This is a genomic window from Kribbella sp. NPDC048915, from assembly GCF_040649595.1.
Classification (GTDB): Bacteria; Actinomycetota; Actinomycetes; order Propionibacteriales; family Kribbellaceae; genus Kribbella.
In genome coordinates, this window is sequence record NZ_JBEZFT010000014.1 from 20484 (window position 1) to 35268 (window position 14785).

Consider the following 14785-nt stretch of genomic DNA (forward strand, 5'->3'; position numbering starts at 1 on the left):
CAGATAGACAACATGTGTGAAGATACGGCCATGACGAATGCCGCAGGCAGGCCGCATGTCGTCGCCGTGCTCGCGCTGGAACCGGTGGTCGGGTTCGACCTGACCATTCCGCCGACCGTGCTCGGCGCAGCCACCACCGCCGACGGCGCCCAGCTGTACGACGTTCGCATCTGCGGCCTGGGCGGCCCCGTCCGGGCGAGCGCCGGGTTCATGCTGATCCCGGACCACGGACCCGAGGCGCTGGCCGAGGCGGACACCGTCATCATCCCGGGCACCTACATCCCGCAGCCGCGGTACGACGGCACGCTGCCCGACGACCTCGCCGCTGCGCTCGCCACGATCCGGCTCGGAACGCGGATCGCCTCCATCTGCACCGGCGCGTTCGTCCTCGGCGCGGCCGGCTACCTCGACGGACGGCCCGCGACGACCCACTGGCGCCGGGCGGAGCTGTTCCGCAAGGTGTACCCGCAGGTGCTGCTCGACGAGGACCGGCTGTTCATCGACGACGGCGACGTGCTCAGCTCGGCCGGCCTGGCCGCGGGCGTGGATCTGTGCCTGCACCTGATCCGCCGCGACTTCGGCAGCGAGGTCGCCAACCGGGCGGCGCGGCACTGCGTCGTACCGCCGTGGCGTGACGGCGGCCAGTCGCAGTACATCGAACGTGCCATCCCCGAGGAAGGCACCGACGGCACCTCACCGACCCGGGCGTGGGTGCTCGAGCACCTGAGTGAAGCGGTCAGCCTGGCGACGATGGCCGAGCACGCGCGGATGAGCGTGCGAACGTTCAGCCGGCGTTTCAAGGCCGAGACAGGCCAGTCCCCCGGCACCTGGTTGCTGCAGCAGCGGACACGGCACGCCTGCCACCTGCTCGAGACCACAGACCTCCCCGTCGACCGCGTCGCCGAGGAGGCCGGGCTGGGCTCGGCAGCATCACTGCGCCACCACCTGCGCTCCGAACTCGGCGTGTCCCCGCTCGCCTACCGCAAGACCTTCCGGGCGGGCTAGAGGCCGGCTAAACCTGCACCAGCTCGTGCGGCTGCTTGTTCATCGGCTCGGCGCCTTCTGCGGTGACGACGACGATGTCCTCGATTCGCGCACCCCAGCGGCCCGGCTGGTAGATGCCTGGCTCGACGCTGAACGCCATACCGGGCTCCAGCGGCAGGTCGTTGCCGGCCACGATGTACGGCTCCTCGTGCACGTCGAGGCCGATCCCGTGCCCGGTGCGGTGGATGAAATAGTCACCGAACCCGGCTGCCGCGATGACGTCGCGCGCGGCAGCATCGATCGATTCCGCGGTCGCACCGGGACGGACCGCGTCAACCGCGGCCTGCTGCGCTTCCTGCAGTACCGCGTAGGTCGCTGCGACGTCGGCGTCCCGCGGCGTACCCACGGAGTACGTGCGGGTGGAGTCCGAGTTGTAGCCCTCGGCAACCGGTCCGCCGATGTCGACCACCACCACGTCACCCGCCTCGATCACCCGGTCGGACAGGGCGTGGTGCGGGCTCGCGCCGTTCGGGCCGCTGGCCACGATCACGAAGTCGGCCTCAGTGTGGCCTTCCGCGACGATGGCCGCCGCGATGTCCGCGCCGACCTCCGCCTCGGTCCGGCCGGCCCGCAGCCACTCGCCGACCCGTGCGTGCACCCGGTCGATCGCCGCGCCGGCCTTCCGCAGCGCGTCGATCTCGGCCGCGTCCTTCCGCATCCGCAGCTCACGGACGATCGGCCCGGCCAGCACCTGCTCGGCCTTCGGCAACGCGTCCCGGATTCCGAGCACGTGCAGCGCGGGCGTGAAGTCGCTGACCGCGACCCGCTCCACGCCACCCAGCCGCTCCGCAGCCAACCGGTACGGGTCGACGCCGTCCACCCACGTGACGATGTCGACGCCCAGCTCGGCGACCCCGTCGAACCCGGGCGCCTCGAGCTTCGGCACGACGAGCGCGGGCGCACCGTCCGCCGGCACGATCAGCGCGGTCAGCCGCTCGAACGAGCCACCCGGGCGCCCGATCAGATAGCGCAGGTCCGAGCCCGGCGCGATCACCAGCCCGGTCCCCGCCGCGGCCGCACGAGCACGGTCCAGACGAGCACGGAGTACGTCGGATTCAGGGACGGAGAGCAAGGGTGCGCGTCGGGCCATGGTGTGACTCTAGAACGGCCCGCCGGGAGCTGTCCGAAGGGCCTGTTAGAAAGGCCCCATGACCCTGCACCACGTGTCCTTCGGCGACGGCGTCCCTGTGCTGGCGTTGCACGGCTGGACCCCCGACCACCGCCTGATGACCGGCTGCCTGGAGCCGGTGTTCGGGCAACTCCCCGGCTACCGCCGCCTGTACCCCGATCTGCCCGGCATGGGCAAGAGCCCGGCCGGCGACATCGACAGCTCGGACGGCATCATGGCGGCCCTGCGCGCGTTCGTCGACGAGCGGATCGGCGACGAGCCGTTCCTGCTGATCGGCGAGTCGTACGGCGGTTACCTCGTGCGCGGCCTGGTCGCCGAGCGGCCCGGCCAGATCCTGGGCATGGCGCTGATCTGCCCGGTCGGCACGCTGCGCCACGCGGACCGCAAGGTGCCCGAGCATGTCGTCCTCCGGACCGAGCCCGGCGTCCTCGAATCGCTCACCGAAGGCGAGGACTTCACCGACCTGGCTGTGGTGCAGTCAGCTGCCGCACTGGCGGCGTACCGCTCGGACGTCGCGCCGGGGCTCGCTCTCGCCGACACCGCGACGCTCGAGCGCATCCAGCAGAACTGGGCGCTCAGCATCGCCCCGGAGAGCGGTCCGCCGTACGACGGACCGTCCCTCATCCTGTGCGGCCGGCAGGACTCCGTGACCGGGTACGAGGATCAGTACACACTGCTCCCGCACTACCCGCGCGCCACGTACGCCGTGCTCGACGTGGCCGGCCACAACCTTCAAATCGAACAACCTGCCCTGTTCGCCGCACTGATCACCGACTGGCTCCAGCGTGTCTCGGCTGCCGGGGCCGGCTAGGAGTCGGCCAGGAGTCAGCTGGTCTGACCCGTCGGCATGATCGTCACCTGCTGGAAGTTGACCCGGGCCGGCTGCGTGGCGACGAAGCCGATCGTCTCCGCGATGTCGTCCGGGGTCAGCCACTCCATCTGCTGACGCGCACCGTCGAGCCACTGCTGGGCACCCTCGTCGGTGACGTGGTTCTGCAGTTCGGTATCGGTGATCCCCGGCTCGATCGTGGTCACCCGGACCTTCTTCGGGCCGAACTCGGCGCGCAACTGACGGGACAGGTGGGTGACGTACGCCTTCGTACCGGCGTACACCGCGAAGCCCGGGTAGATGTTCTGCGCGGCGATCGACGAGGTGTTGATCAGGTCGGCGACACCCTTCTCGGCCGCGGCCGCAACCAGCTGAGAGGTGAATGCGCCGATCACGTTCATCAGGCCGGTGATGTTGAGGTCGATCTGGTGCTGCCACTGCTCGGTGGCGCGCTCCTCGATCGGCGCCGGCAGCATGACGCCGGCGTTGTTGAAGAGCAGGTCGGCGCCGCCGAACTCCGACGCGACCCGATCGGCCGCCGCCTGGACCGCCGCGGCATCGGTGACGTCGACGGCCAGGGCCAGCGCCCGGCCGCCATCCTTCTCGATCCGGGTGACCAGCTCGGCCAGCCGCTCGGCGCGGCGGGCGAGGACGACGACGGTCGCGCCCAGGGCGGCCACCTGCTCGGCGGTGCTCTCGCCGATACCGCTCGACGCGCCGGTGATGACAGCCACGCGACCCGCCAGCGGCTTGGCAACGGCTTGCGTTGCGGTCTGCACAGTCATGGTGAGAAACCTTTCTGAGTGTTGGGCCGGGGACTCCGGCCGCACATCCAGAACACCAGCTGGGGAAGGCGTTTTGAGCGCCTGCGCTGACCCTCTTGAGGCTGGCCTCGGCAAGGCTGGTACTGGCAGGGCCACCTAACGACGCGCATCCGGGGGGCGCCTTCGATCACACTGGTTCGATGGAACGCAGTGCCGAGATCGCCGACTTCCTCCGCTCACGCCGCGCGGCCCTCGAGCCGGGGCAGGCGGGGCTCCCCGAGGGCGGCCGTAAGCGCCGGGTGCCGGGGCTGCGTCGCGACGAGGTGGCGCGCCTGGCAGGTGTCAGCACCGAGTACTACACCCGGCTCGAGCAGGGCCGAGCGGGCAACCCGTCCTCCGAGGTGCTCGAAGCGCTCGCCACGGCACTGCAGCTGGACGCGGCCGAGCGCGAACACCTGGCCGATCTCCTGACCCGGCGGGCACCGATCCGGCGGACGCCGCCGAGCGCACAGCGCGTGCGGTCGGGTCTGTACCTGATGTTGCAGACGCTCGACCACGTGCCGGCGTTCATTGTCGGCCGCCGTCTCGACATCCTCGCGACGAACCGCCTGGCCCGTCAGGTGCTGACGGACTTCGAGGCGATGCCCGCGACCCGCCGCAATCTGGCGCGGTATTACCTGCTCGATCCCGAGGCGCGGGAGCGCCTCGGGAACTGGGAGCAGATCGCGGCCGAGACTGTCGCGATGCTCCGGCTCGAAGCGGGCCGCTACCCCAACGACCGGCAACTGGCCGACCTCGTCGGAGAGCTGACGCTGCAGTGTCCCCAGTTCACCGAGTGGTGGAACGACCATCGGGTCCTGCGGCGGACGCACGGCCAGAAGGTGTACCACCACCCGGTCGCCGGCGAGTTGGACTTCGCCTACGAGTCGTTCCAGGTGCCCGGCGACGCCGAGCAGACGCTGTGCGTGTACCAGGTCGAGCCGGGCTCGGCGACCGCCGAGAGGCTCCGGCTGCTCGCGAGCTGGAGCGCCCCGCAATCTGCGACCGAGTGAGTCACCCCCTGCCACTGCTGGCTACCTGCGGGTAATGTCGGCCGCATGGTGACTGGGAAGCGTCCGATCGGGTGGCCGATGCTCGTCGCGCTGACGAACGGGCGGACCAGGATCTCCGACGACCGGCTGACCGCGGCCGTCCGCGGCAAGATCGTCCTGGTGACCGGATCGTCGTACGGCATCGGCGAGGCGACCGCGCGCCGCCTGGCGAAGGCGGGCGCGACCGTGCTGCTCGTCGCGCGGACGGCCGATCAGCTGCAACTCGTCGCCGACGACATCCGTGCCGGCGGCGGGTCGGCGTCGGTGTACCCGGCGAACCTCGCCGACCCGGCCGCCGTCGAGGATCTGGTCCGGACCGTACTGGCCGACCACGGGCACGTCGACGTCCTGGTCAGCAACGCCGGCAAGTCGATCCGCCGGTCGATCGCGGACACGTACCAGCGGTTCCACGACATCGAGCGGACCAACGCGGTGAACTACCTCGGCCCGGCCAAGCTCGTCCTCGAACTACTGCCGTCCATGCGCGAGCGCCGCTGCGGTCATATCGTCAACGTCTCGACCGCGGGGGTGCGGACGCCGCCGATGGCGCGCTGGTCGGCGTACCTGGCGTCGAAGAGCGCGTTCGACGTCTGGCTGCGGTGCGTGGCGCAGGAGGTCCGCGGTGACGGCGTGACGACGTCGACGGTCTACATGGGACTGGTGCACACGCGGATGAGCGAGCCGACTCCCCTGCTCAACAAGCTGCCGGGGCTCACCCCCGAGCAGGCGGCCGACCAGGTGTGTACGGCGGTGGCCGAGCGGCCGCACAACATCACGCCACCGTTCGTCCGGCCGGCCGATGCTCTCGGCAACCTGTTGCGGGTGCCGACGGACCGGCTGCTCGAACAGTACTTCCGGCGGACCGGAGGCGGGAAGAAGCGATGAGGACGCTACGCCCGATCGGGCCGATGCGGCCGCCCGAATGGCTTGTCCGCAGCGCTGCCGAGGCCGGTGGGCTGGCCGTCGGACTGATCAAGTCCGGGGTCTGGCGATCGGCCGGCCCGACGCAGCTCGTCCAGATCGAGCGCGCGCTGCGCACCTGGGGCCAGTCGATGGCGGCGCTCGGGGTGATCGCGGCCATTCGGTACCCGGACCGCCTGGCGGTGATCTGCGGCGACGACCGGATTACGTACGCCGGACTCGACCAGCGCTGTCAGCGGATCGCGGCCGGGATGCATGTCCAGCACGGGATCGTTGCCGGTGGCAAGGTCGCGGTGCTGTGCCGCAACCACCGTGGCTTCGTGGAAGCAACTCTCGCGGCGTCCCGGCTCGGGGCGGACGTGCTGTTCGTCAACACCGAGTTCGCTCCGCCACAACTCAAAGCTGTGCTCGAGCGTCACCAGCCGGACCTTCTGATCCACGACGCCGAATTCACACCGCCCGCCGACGTACCGGCGGTTGTGTCCGATCACCTGGACGACCTCGCCGCGAGCCCGGCACCGGCAGCCCCCGCTCCGGCTGCGCCCGGGCACATCACGATCCTCACCTCCGGTACGACGGGCACGCCGAAGGCCGCGCCCAGGACACCGACCGCGCTCGGTCTCGCGGGGTTGACCGGCAGCGCGCTGAGCCGGTTCGGACTGCGATCGGGTGAGCCGATGATCGTCTGCCCGCCGCTGTTCCACGGACTCGGCCTGCTCACCTCGATGCTGGCGCTGTTCCTCGGATCGCCGCTCGTCCTCCGGCCGCGGTTCGACCCGGCCACGCTGCTCGCCGACGTCGAAGCCACCAGGGCCGGGTCCGTCGTCGCCGTACCGGTGATGCTGCGCCGACTGCTCGAGCTCGGGCCGCAAGCCACCGCGGACTACGACCTGCGCTCGCTGCGCGCAGTCATCTCGGGGGCGTCGCAGCTCGGGGCGCCGCTGGCCGAGCGGTTCATCGAGCGGTTCGGGCCGATCCTGTGCGACGCGTACGGGTCGAGCGAGGTCGGCATCGCCACGATCGCGACCTCGGCCGACCTGCTCGCCGCGCCCGGAACCGTCGGGCGGCCGTGCCTCGGCAGCTCGATCCGGATCCTCGACAAGCACGACCAGCCGGTCCCGGTCGGCACCACCGGGCGGATCTTCGCCGGCGGCGGACTCGTGTTCGGCGGGTACTCCGACGGATCGTCCAAGATCGTGGTCGACGGCCGGATGAGCACCGGTGATCTCGGCCACCTGGACCGGTCCGGGCGGCTGTTCGTCGACGGCCGCGAGGACGACATGATCGTGTCCGGCGGCGAGAACGTGTACCCGGTCGAGGTCGAGCAGTGCCTGGCGGCCCACCCCGCCGTCGCGGAAGCCGTCGTCACCGGGGTGCCCGACGAGGAGTTCGGGCAACGGCTGATCGGGTACGTCGTCCTGCGCGCACCCGCCACCGAGGACGAGCTGCTGACCCACGTGAAGGCGAACCTGGCGCGCTACAAGGTGCCGCGGCAGATCGTGATCCTCGACGAGTTCCCGCGGAACGCAACCGGAAAGGTCCTGCGCAACAACCTCGCCCCGCCGTGAACAGCTGGGCGTGATTCAGGCCGTCGTGAACAGCTCCCGGAATCTGGTCATCCGCGCCAGGGCCTCGCTCTCGTCGCCGAACGAGACGGCGAGCGTTTCCGCACCGGCGTCGGCAAGCTCTCGCGCCCGAGCGAGCACCGGTCCGGGGTCACCGCTCGACCAGTCGAGCCGCGTCCCGACCTTGACCTTTCGGTCGCCGAAGGACCTGAGGCGCGTGACAGCCGCTGCGAATCCCGCGCCGTCCAGCCCGAGCCCCTGCCACTCGTCGCCGTACCGCGCCGCCCGGCGCAGCGCCGGCCCCGTCGTCCCGCCGATCATGATCGGCAGCGGCGCCCGCAGCCGCGGCTCGAACACACCGCCGCGATCCCGGCCCTCGAAGAGATCACGGATGATCCCGAGCGACTCGTCCGTCCGGCGACCACGCTGCTCGAAGTCGGCATCCACCGCCGCGAACTCTTCTTTCGCCCAGCCCGCGCCGACACCCAGCACGATGCGCTCGCCGGACAGCCGGTGCAGCGTCGCGGCTTGTTTCGCGACGGCGTACGGGTTGCGCAGCGGCAGCACGAGCACCGACGTACCGAACCGGATCCGGTGCGTGCGGGCGGCGAGGTACCCGATCGTGACGAGTGGTTCGTACACGCCGCCGTACGTCGAGCCGAACTCGCCCGGTGGCAGCAGATGGTCGGGCAACCACGCCGTACCGTAGCCCAGCTCTTCGGCCGCGGACGCCAGTTCGACCAGTCGCTCGGGCGCCATCGACGCCGACTCGTCCGGAAGCACCACCTGCAGCTCGACCATGCGGTCGACCTTAACGAATCAGAGTGTGCGGGGCGGGTGGCCGGTGTAGGTGGGCAGGATGCCCTTGGGCAGCGGCCCTTTGATCCGGGTGCTCTCGAGCTGTTCCTCGCGGGCGTGGGCGAGCAGGCCGACCGAGCGCGACAGCACGAACAGGCCGCGGGCGAGCTCCGGCGCGAAACCGAGCTCGGCGTAGATGGTGGCCGTGGCGCCGTCGACGTTCATCGGGACCGGAGCCAGGGCGGCCTCCAGCGCGAGCACGACCTCGAGGTGCAGTCCGCTGATGGTGCCGTCGGCAACTGCTTGCTGGGCCGCTGTGATCAACGGGTCGCGGCGCGGATCACGCGGGTGGAAGCGGTGCCCGAACCCGGGGACGTAGGCCTTGCGTTCCTGGTACGACGCCACGAGCTCGCGGGCCGCCGTCGTTGGATCCGCACCGGAGTCGACCGTACGGCGCAACTCGTACAGTACCTCGAGGCACTGCTGCCCGGCGCCGCCATGGACGTCGCCGAGGAGGTTCACGCCGGTGGCGATCGCGTTGTTGAGGGGCAGGCCGCAGGACGCGGCCATCCGCGCGGCGGCGATCGAGGGGGCCTGAGGGCCGTGGTCGACGGCAGCAACCAGGGTCTGCTCAAGGAGTCGTGCCTCCCCCGCGGTGGGCAACTCGCCGCGAACCATCAGCCAGATCAGCTGCGGAAAACTGACCGCGTCGATCAGCTGCTCGACCGGGTAGCCGTGGAAGCGGATCACCCCCGGTGCGATGTCCGAGATCGCCGTCGCCCACCAGTCGGCAGGCTCGGTCCGCGCGCCGCTCATGTGACTCCTTCCGCTCGGAGGGTCGCGATCTCCTCCGGGGAGTACCCGAGCTCGGCGAGGATCTCCTCGGTGTGCTCCCCCAGCCGCGGCGGCCGCGTCGACGGTCCGACAGCCGCGCCGTCCACGTGCACACTGCTGCCGAGCACGCGAAGCTCGCGGTTGCGCCCATCAGGCATGTCCACGGTGTGCAGCAGGTCTCGCTCGGCAAGCTGCGGCAGCGCGAGCGTCTGCTCGACGGTCAGCACGGGCGCCACGGGTACGCCGGAGTCGGCCAGTAGCTCGTCCCAGTAGGAGGCGGGCCGCTGCATCAGCGTCTTCTCGAGTTCGTCTCGCAGCTCGTTGCGATGCGCCTTGCGAGCCTCGCGGGACCCGAACCGCTCGTCGTCGATCAGTTCCGGGCGGCCGATCAGCGCGCAGAGCTCGACGTACTGTTCCTGCTTGTTGGCCGCGATGTTCAGCGCGCCGTCCGCGGTCCGGAACGTGCCGGACGGGGCGGACGTCGCGTTCTCGTTGCCCATCGCAACAGGCTTGCGGCCGGCCACCAGATGATCGGACACAACCCAGCCCATTGCGGCCACGGCCGTCTCCAGCATCGAGACATCCAGGTAGCTGCCGAGCCCGGTCCGTTCCTTCTTCACCAGCGCCGCCGAGATCGCGAACGCGGCCGCGTATCCGCCGAGCGTGTCCGCGATCGGGAAGCCGGTCCGCAGCGGCGCGGTCTCCGGGGTGCCCGTGACGCTCATGATCCCGGACAGTCCCTGGATGATCTGGTCGTACGCCGGCCGCCCGCGCATCGGACCGGTCTGGCCGAATCCCGAGACCGCGCAGTAGACCAGTTCGGGGTTGAGTGACCGCAGTACGTCGGCGCCGAAACCCAGCCGCTCCAGGACACCTGGGCGAAAGTTCTCCAGCAGTACGTCGGCGAGGCGGACCAGCCGCTCGAACACCTCACGGCCGCGCGGGCTCTTCAGGTTGAGGGTGACCGAGCGTTTGCCCGCGTTCTGGGCGAGGAACGAGATGCCGAGCCCGTCCGCGGACAGTTCCGGATCGCCGCCGAGGTGCCGGGCCAGGTCGCCGCTGCCGGGGACCTCGACCTTGATCACCTCAGCACCCATCAACGCCAGCTGGTACCCGGCGAACGGTCCCGCGAGCACGTTCGTCAGGTCGAGCACCCGCACACCGGCGAGCAGGTCCGCCACAGGCTCAGGACGCACTGAACCCGCTCCACCCGGTGCGCGCGATCGTCTCCGCGCATCGCCGTACGGCGGCCACGTACGACGGCAGCCGCTCGTCGCTGAACCGCGTGGTCGGCCCGCCGATCGCGATCGCGGCCACGATCCGCCCGTCGGGACGCCGTACCGGGGCCGCGACACCCGACGCGCCCAGCTCGCGCTCACCGTGGCTGATCGCGAACCCGCGCGCGGCCGCATCCGTCACGGCCGCGCGCAGCCGCTTCGCGAAGCCGGGCTGCTGCGGCGCTTCCAGCGCGAGCTCCTCGATCAGCGACGGGTCGGCCTCGAGCACCGGCGGGTCCGTGAGCAGTACCTTCGACGCCGCGCCGGCCCACAGCGGCATCGACGAACCGACGACCACCATGTGCCGGACGTTCAGCGTGCCCGGCGACTGAGCGAGGCAGACGCGGGTGCGGCCGACCCGGATGTACAGGTTCGCGGTCTCGCCGGTGTCGGCGGACAGCTTGCCCATCGCCGCGCGGACGGCCGGCGGGATCTCCATCGTCTCGCTGCTCAGCCGCGACCAGCGCAGGAAACCGGGGCCGATCGCGTACTTCCCCGGGCCGATCGCCGCGACCAGACCGCGCTGCTCGAGGGTGGTCACGAGGCGGAGCACGGTCGTCTTGGGCAGCCCGCTTGCCGCGGTCAGCGCAGCCAGTGTCCAGGTTGGGTGCTCGTCGTCGAACCGCTCCAGCAGGTCCAGCGCCCGGTGCACACTCCGTACTCCGTCACCATCGCTCATAGGCCCGACGATATCCCGTACGTGCCGCACCACGGAATCTCTGTACCTCCTGGTGGAATGCTGCTACGGTCGCCGACTGTGACCCCTCGCCCCCAGGAGGTAACTGCCCATGGCGCGACCCCGACGCGGACTACTCGCCGCGGGTCTGGCGGCCGGCTTGCTCGTCAGTGGTTGTTCGACGCTGGACAGGACGCTCGACGGCGGCAGTGTCGCCGGTGACTTCCCCAGCCGGAACGTCGAGATCATGGTGCCCGCCGCGCCTGGTGGCGGCTGGGACCTGACCGCGCGACAGTTCCAGCACGTGATCCAGGACAAGGACCTGCTCGGCGACCGGGCGGTCTCGGTGGTGAACGTGACCGGCGCCGGCGGCGCGGTCGGCATCTCGAAGCTGGTGACGAAGAGCCGCAAGGACCCGCACACGCTGATGATCACCGGCCTGGTGATGGTCGGCGCGCTGACGCTGAACCAGTCCCAGATCACTGTCTCCGACACCACCCCGATCGCGACCCTCACCGCCGAGCAGGAAGTTCTGGTGGTGAAGGCCGATTCGCCGCTGAAATCGCTCAAGGATCTGGTGGAGCTGTATCGCGCGGACCCGTCGAAGGTGAGCTGGGGCGGCGGCACGATCGGCGGTACCGACCACATCACCGCGGGCACCCTGGTCAAGGCGGCCGGCGCGGATCCCTCGAAGGTGAAGTACATCAGTTACTCCGGTGGCGGTGAGGCGACCGCGGCGATCCTGTCCGGTGACGTCACCGTCGGGATCTCCGGGCTGAGCGAGTTCGAGGAGCAGATCACCGCCGGCAAGATGCGCGTGCTGGCCACGTCGGGCACCGAGCCGGTCGCACTCGACGGCCGGCAACTCCCGACGATGAAGTCCGAGGGGTACGACGCCGAGGTCCAGAACTGGCGCGCGATCGTCGCACCGCCCGGCATCCCGGACGCCGACCGGCAGCGGCTGATCGACTTCGTCACGAAGGTCAACGAGTCGCCGGAGTGGGATGCGATCCGGAAGAAGAACGGCTGGACCGACTTCTTCAAGACCGGCGACGACGCGACGAAGTTCATCGCCGAGGAGACCACCCGCGTGCAGGCGCTGGAGAAGGAGCTGGGGATCATATGAGCGCCGCCGAGAACACCGTCGACGATGCCCTGCAGACCTCCGAGGCCGAGGTCGAGGCGTCCCGCCTGGTGCGGATCACTGCCGCCCTGGTGCTGATCGTGCTGAGTGCGACGTTCCTCGTCGGCGTCTTCGACATCCGCAGCCCGAAAGGCCTCGACCCGGCCGGCCCGCGCTTCTTCCCCCTGCTCGTGACTACTGCCTGGCTGATCCTGTCGATCGCGTACCTGATCGAAGGTCTGCGCGCACCCAGGACCGCCGCCGAGACTGCACGGGCCGACGGCCGGACCTGGTTCGAGCCGGTGGCCGTGAGCGCGTTGCTCGTGCTCTACGCGTTGCTCGTCGTACCGCTCGGCTACCTGATCGCCACGGCGCTGCTGTTCTTCGCGGCCGCCCGTGTGCTCGGCAGCCGTCAGGTGGTCCGGGACATCGTGGTCGCGGCAGTCCTGACCGTGGTCGTGTACGTCGCGTTCACGCAGTTCCTGGACATCTCGCTGCCGGGAGGGGTGCTCGGGCTGTGATCGCTCAATTGGTCGGGCTGAGTGTGTTTGGCGACCTGCTGCACGGCTTCGGCACCGTGCTCGATCCGATGAACCTGCTGTGGGCCGTGCTCGGCGTCACCCTCGGCATGCTCGTCGGCATCCTGCCCGGGATCGGGCCGGCACTGACGATCGCGTTGCTGCTGCCGATCACGTTCAACTTCTCGGACCCGATCGGCGCGTTCATCATGTTCGCCGGGATCTATTACGGCGCGATGTACGGCGGCTCGACGACGTCGATCCTGATCAACACGCCCGGTGAGTCCGCCTCGGTCGCGACCGCGCTCGAGGGTCACAAGATGGCGCTCCGGGGACGCGCCCGGGCGGCGCTGGCCACCGCCGCGATCGGTTCGTTCGTCGCCGGGACGATCTCCACGGTGCTGCTGACGTTCGTCGCGAAGCCGATCGGCAGCCTGGCGAGTCACTTCCAGGCGACCGACTACTTCGCGATCACGTTGCTCGCGATGGTCGCCGTGACCGCCCTCGTCGGCCGGTCCCTGGTCCGCGGGCTGCTGTCGCTCGTGATCGGGCTGTTCATCGGGCTGATCGGTCTGGACAGTCTGTCGGGTGCGCCGCGGTACACGTTCGGCACGCTGTGGTTGCTCGACGGCGTCGATGTCGTGATCGTGATCGTCGGGTTGTTCGCGATCGGCGAGACGTTGCACGTGGCATCGAAGTTGCGCTCCACCCCGGAGCGTCCCGCCGTACTCGAGAAGGGCAGGCTGCGGACCGGGTACCTCGGCAAGGCGGACTGGGCGCGGTCCTGGGCGCCGTGGTTGCGTGGGACGGCGCTCGGATTCCCGTTCGGCGCGATTCCGTCCGGCGGTGCCGAGGTGCCGACGTTCCTGTCCTACTCGATCGAGCGGCGGCGGGCGCGCAAGCAGGGCCGCGACGAGTTCGGCGAGGGCGCGATCGAGGGGGTCGCGGGGCCGGAGGCGGCGAACAACGCGTCGTTCTCGGGCGTCCTGGTGCCGCTGCTGACACTCGGCCTGCCGACGTCCGCGACCGCCGCGGTGATGCTTGCGGCGTTCCAGATCTTCAACGTGCAGCCGGGGCCGCAGCTGTTCGAGGACCAGGGCACGCTGGTGTGGACACTGATCGCGTCGCTGTACATCGGCAATCTGATCCTGCTGATCATGAACCTGCCGCTGATCCAGATCTGGGTCCAGGTGCTCAAGGTGCCGCGGCCGCTGCTGTACGCCGGGATCCTGGTGTTCGCGTGCCTCGGCGTGTATTCACTGTCCGGCTCCGGCTACGAGGTGCTGATGGCGCTGCTGATCGGCGTCGTCGGGTTCTTCATGCGAACCCTCGACTTCCCGATCGCGCCGGTCGTACTCGGGGTGATTCTCGGGCCGACGATGGAGGAGCAGTTCCGGCGCGCGCTGGTGATCTCCAACGGCGACGCGGGCGTGTTCTTCACCCGTCCGCTGAGCCTGGTGATCATCCTGCTGACGGTGGCCGCGCTGTTCGTCCCGTACCTGCCGCGGATGGTCGCGCGGATCCGGGGTACCGAACCGGCGCGGGACCGACTCACCTTCGGTGCGGACGACTGATTGCTGATCCACGCCGTGGGAGAGTATGGCCCGTGAAGATTCTCGTCGGATACGTACCAACGCCCGAGGGCGAAGCCGCCCTCGCCGCGGCGGCCACCGAGGCGAAGCTGCGCGATGCCTCGATCCTGCTGCTGAACACCAGTCGCGGCGACGCCTACATCGACGCCCGCTACGCCAACGCCGACGAGTTGGCGGCCGCGGAAGCCGGACTCCGCGAGCAGGGTGTCGAGGTGACCATCCAGCAGGCGGTCTCCCAGGGCGACGTGGCCGGCGAACTGCTGAAGGCGGCCGGGGCCGACGACGTCGGGCTGATCGTCCTCGGCCTGCGCCGCCGCAGCCCGGTCGGCAAACTCATCCTCGGCAGCACCGCCCAGCGGGTACTGCTCGAGTCCCCGGTCCCGGTGCTCGCGGTCAAGGTCGCCTCCCCGCACGACTGACCGGACGTCCAGGTATGCAGAAGTCCCGATGTTGCCGCCGGAAACCGCTTGCGAGCGGGGTTCTGCATTGCTGGACGTTCGGTAATCCGGGTGAACCGCTGGGGTGGGGCACCTAAACTGGTCTGGTTATGCCTGATGCCCGGACCGAGTCCCCGAGTCCTTCCCCATCCCCGGCTTCCTCCGCGGCCTCGTCTTCGGCCTCGGC

General features: G+C 70.1%; 15 protein-coding genes. 9 read left to right on the top strand and 6 right to left on the bottom strand.

Annotated features, from left to right (window positions below; translation table 11 throughout):
- The first annotated feature begins 30 nt into the window (after positions 1-30).
- The gene (locus AB0B82_RS10475) at positions 31-1005 is read left to right on the top strand and encodes a helix-turn-helix domain-containing protein (protein ID WP_360164854.1); all 975 of its coding nucleotides are present in this window, start codon (positions 31-33) and stop codon (positions 1003-1005) included.
- Positions 1006-1012: 7 nt separating this feature from the next.
- Here the strand turns inward: AB0B82_RS10475 and AB0B82_RS10480 are convergent, their stop codons facing one another.
- Positions 1013-2134 carry a Xaa-Pro peptidase family protein gene (locus AB0B82_RS10480; RefSeq protein ID WP_360164856.1) on the bottom strand — a complete coding sequence of 374 codons (1122 nt, stop codon included), beginning with the start codon at positions 2132-2134 and terminating at the stop codon, positions 1013-1015.
- A 58-nt stretch (positions 2135-2192) separates the two neighbouring features.
- Between AB0B82_RS10480 and AB0B82_RS10485 the strand changes: the two genes are divergently transcribed.
- A complete protein-coding gene (locus tag AB0B82_RS10485; protein WP_360164858.1) occupies positions 2193-2984 on the top strand; it encodes an alpha/beta hydrolase in 792 nt (263 codons plus the stop codon).
- Between the two features lie 14 nt (positions 2985-2998).
- Here AB0B82_RS10485 and AB0B82_RS10490 read toward each other — a convergent pair whose 3' ends face one another.
- Positions 2999-3787, bottom strand: a complete 789-nt coding sequence (locus AB0B82_RS10490; RefSeq protein WP_360164860.1) for an SDR family oxidoreductase — start codon at positions 3785-3787, stop codon at positions 2999-3001.
- A gap of 179 nt (positions 3788-3966) precedes the next feature.
- Here AB0B82_RS10490 and AB0B82_RS10495 point away from each other — a divergent pair, with 179 nt between their 5' ends.
- From AB0B82_RS10495 to AB0B82_RS10505, 3 genes are read left to right on the top strand one after another with little or no spacing between them, the layout of a single operon-like run.
- Positions 3967-4818 carry a helix-turn-helix transcriptional regulator gene (locus AB0B82_RS10495; protein WP_360164862.1) on the top strand — a complete coding sequence of 284 codons (852 nt, stop codon included), beginning with the start codon at positions 3967-3969 and terminating at the stop codon, positions 4816-4818.
- A 45-nt stretch (positions 4819-4863) separates the two neighbouring features.
- Positions 4864-5742, top strand: a complete 879-nt coding sequence (locus tag AB0B82_RS10500; protein ID WP_360164864.1) for an SDR family NAD(P)-dependent oxidoreductase — start codon at positions 4864-4866, stop codon at positions 5740-5742.
- The gene (locus AB0B82_RS10505) at positions 5739-7346 is read left to right on the top strand and encodes an AMP-binding protein (RefSeq protein WP_360164866.1); all 1608 of its coding nucleotides are present in this window, start codon (positions 5739-5741) and stop codon (positions 7344-7346) included. The genes AB0B82_RS10500 and AB0B82_RS10505 overlap by 4 nt, the downstream gene beginning before the upstream one ends.
- 15 nt (positions 7347-7361) lie before the next feature.
- Here AB0B82_RS10505 and AB0B82_RS10510 read toward each other — a convergent pair whose 3' ends face one another.
- The 4 genes from AB0B82_RS10510 to AB0B82_RS10525 are packed head-to-tail and all read right to left on the bottom strand — an operon-like array spanning position 7362 to position 10931.
- Positions 7362-8144, bottom strand: coding sequence for a TIGR03619 family F420-dependent LLM class oxidoreductase (locus AB0B82_RS10510; RefSeq protein WP_360164868.1), 783 nt, complete (start codon positions 8142-8144; stop codon positions 7362-7364).
- Positions 8145-8162: 18 nt separating this feature from the next.
- On the bottom strand, positions 8163-8957 hold the full coding sequence (locus AB0B82_RS10515; RefSeq protein ID WP_360164870.1) for a citryl-CoA lyase: 795 nt from the start codon (positions 8955-8957) through the stop codon (positions 8163-8165).
- The gene (locus AB0B82_RS10520) at positions 8954-10171 is read right to left on the bottom strand and encodes a CaiB/BaiF CoA-transferase family protein (RefSeq protein ID WP_360164872.1); all 1218 of its coding nucleotides are present in this window, start codon (positions 10169-10171) and stop codon (positions 8954-8956) included. The genes AB0B82_RS10515 and AB0B82_RS10520 overlap by 4 nt, the downstream gene beginning before the upstream one ends.
- Complete coding sequence (locus AB0B82_RS10525; protein ID WP_360164874.1) at positions 10161-10931, bottom strand: IclR family transcriptional regulator; 771 nt, start codon at positions 10929-10931, stop codon at positions 10161-10163. Before AB0B82_RS10525 ends, AB0B82_RS10520 begins: the two co-directional genes overlap by 11 nt.
- A 109-nt stretch (positions 10932-11040) precedes the next feature.
- Here AB0B82_RS10525 and AB0B82_RS10530 point away from each other — a divergent pair, with 109 nt between their 5' ends.
- The 4 genes from AB0B82_RS10530 to AB0B82_RS10545 are packed head-to-tail and all read left to right on the top strand — an operon-like array spanning position 11041 to position 14580.
- Positions 11041-12054: a tripartite tricarboxylate transporter substrate binding protein gene (locus tag AB0B82_RS10530; RefSeq protein ID WP_360164876.1), complete on the top strand. Its 1014-nt coding sequence runs from the start codon at positions 11041-11043 to the stop codon at positions 12052-12054.
- Positions 12051-12572, top strand: coding sequence for a tripartite tricarboxylate transporter TctB family protein (locus tag AB0B82_RS10535; RefSeq protein WP_360164878.1), 522 nt, complete (start codon positions 12051-12053; stop codon positions 12570-12572). Before AB0B82_RS10530 ends, AB0B82_RS10535 begins: the two co-directional genes overlap by 4 nt.
- A complete protein-coding gene (locus AB0B82_RS10540) occupies positions 12569-14143 on the top strand; it encodes a tripartite tricarboxylate transporter permease (protein ID WP_360164879.1) in 1575 nt (524 codons plus the stop codon). The genes AB0B82_RS10535 and AB0B82_RS10540 overlap by 4 nt, the downstream gene beginning before the upstream one ends.
- A 32-nt stretch (positions 14144-14175) precedes the next feature.
- A complete protein-coding gene (locus AB0B82_RS10545; RefSeq protein ID WP_360164881.1) occupies positions 14176-14580 on the top strand; it encodes a universal stress protein in 405 nt (134 codons plus the stop codon).
- The last annotated feature ends 205 nt before the right edge of the window (positions 14581-14785 follow it).

Bases quoted from the DNA above. Each gene is read 5' to 3' on its own strand.
- AB0B82_RS10475 (WP_360164854.1), top strand. From the start codon at position 31: ATGACGAATGCCGCAGGCAGGCCGCATGTCGTCGCCGTGCTCGCGCTG.
- AB0B82_RS10480 (WP_360164856.1), bottom strand. From the start codon at position 2,134: ATGGCCCGACGCGCACCCTTGCTCTCCGTCCCTGAATCCGACGTACTC.
- AB0B82_RS10485 (WP_360164858.1), top strand. From the start codon at position 2,193: ATGACCCTGCACCACGTGTCCTTCGGCGACGGCGTCCCTGTGCTGGCG.
- AB0B82_RS10490 (WP_360164860.1), bottom strand. From the start codon at position 3,787: ATGACTGTGCAGACCGCAACGCAAGCCGTTGCCAAGCCGCTGGCGGGT.
- AB0B82_RS10495 (WP_360164862.1), top strand. From the start codon at position 3,967: ATGGAACGCAGTGCCGAGATCGCCGACTTCCTCCGCTCACGCCGCGCG.
- AB0B82_RS10500 (WP_360164864.1), top strand. From the start codon at position 4,864: ATGGTGACTGGGAAGCGTCCGATCGGGTGGCCGATGCTCGTCGCGCTG.
- AB0B82_RS10505 (WP_360164866.1), top strand. From the start codon at position 5,739: ATGAGGACGCTACGCCCGATCGGGCCGATGCGGCCGCCCGAATGGCTT.
- AB0B82_RS10510 (WP_360164868.1), bottom strand. From the start codon at position 8,144: ATGGTCGAGCTGCAGGTGGTGCTTCCGGACGAGTCGGCGTCGATGGCG.
- AB0B82_RS10515 (WP_360164870.1), bottom strand. From the start codon at position 8,957: ATGAGCGGCGCGCGGACCGAGCCTGCCGACTGGTGGGCGACGGCGATC.
- AB0B82_RS10525 (WP_360164874.1), bottom strand. From the start codon at position 10,931: ATGAGCGATGGTGACGGAGTACGGAGTGTGCACCGGGCGCTGGACCTG.
- AB0B82_RS10530 (WP_360164876.1), top strand. From the start codon at position 11,041: ATGGCGCGACCCCGACGCGGACTACTCGCCGCGGGTCTGGCGGCCGGC.
- AB0B82_RS10535 (WP_360164878.1), top strand. From the start codon at position 12,051: ATGAGCGCCGCCGAGAACACCGTCGACGATGCCCTGCAGACCTCCGAG.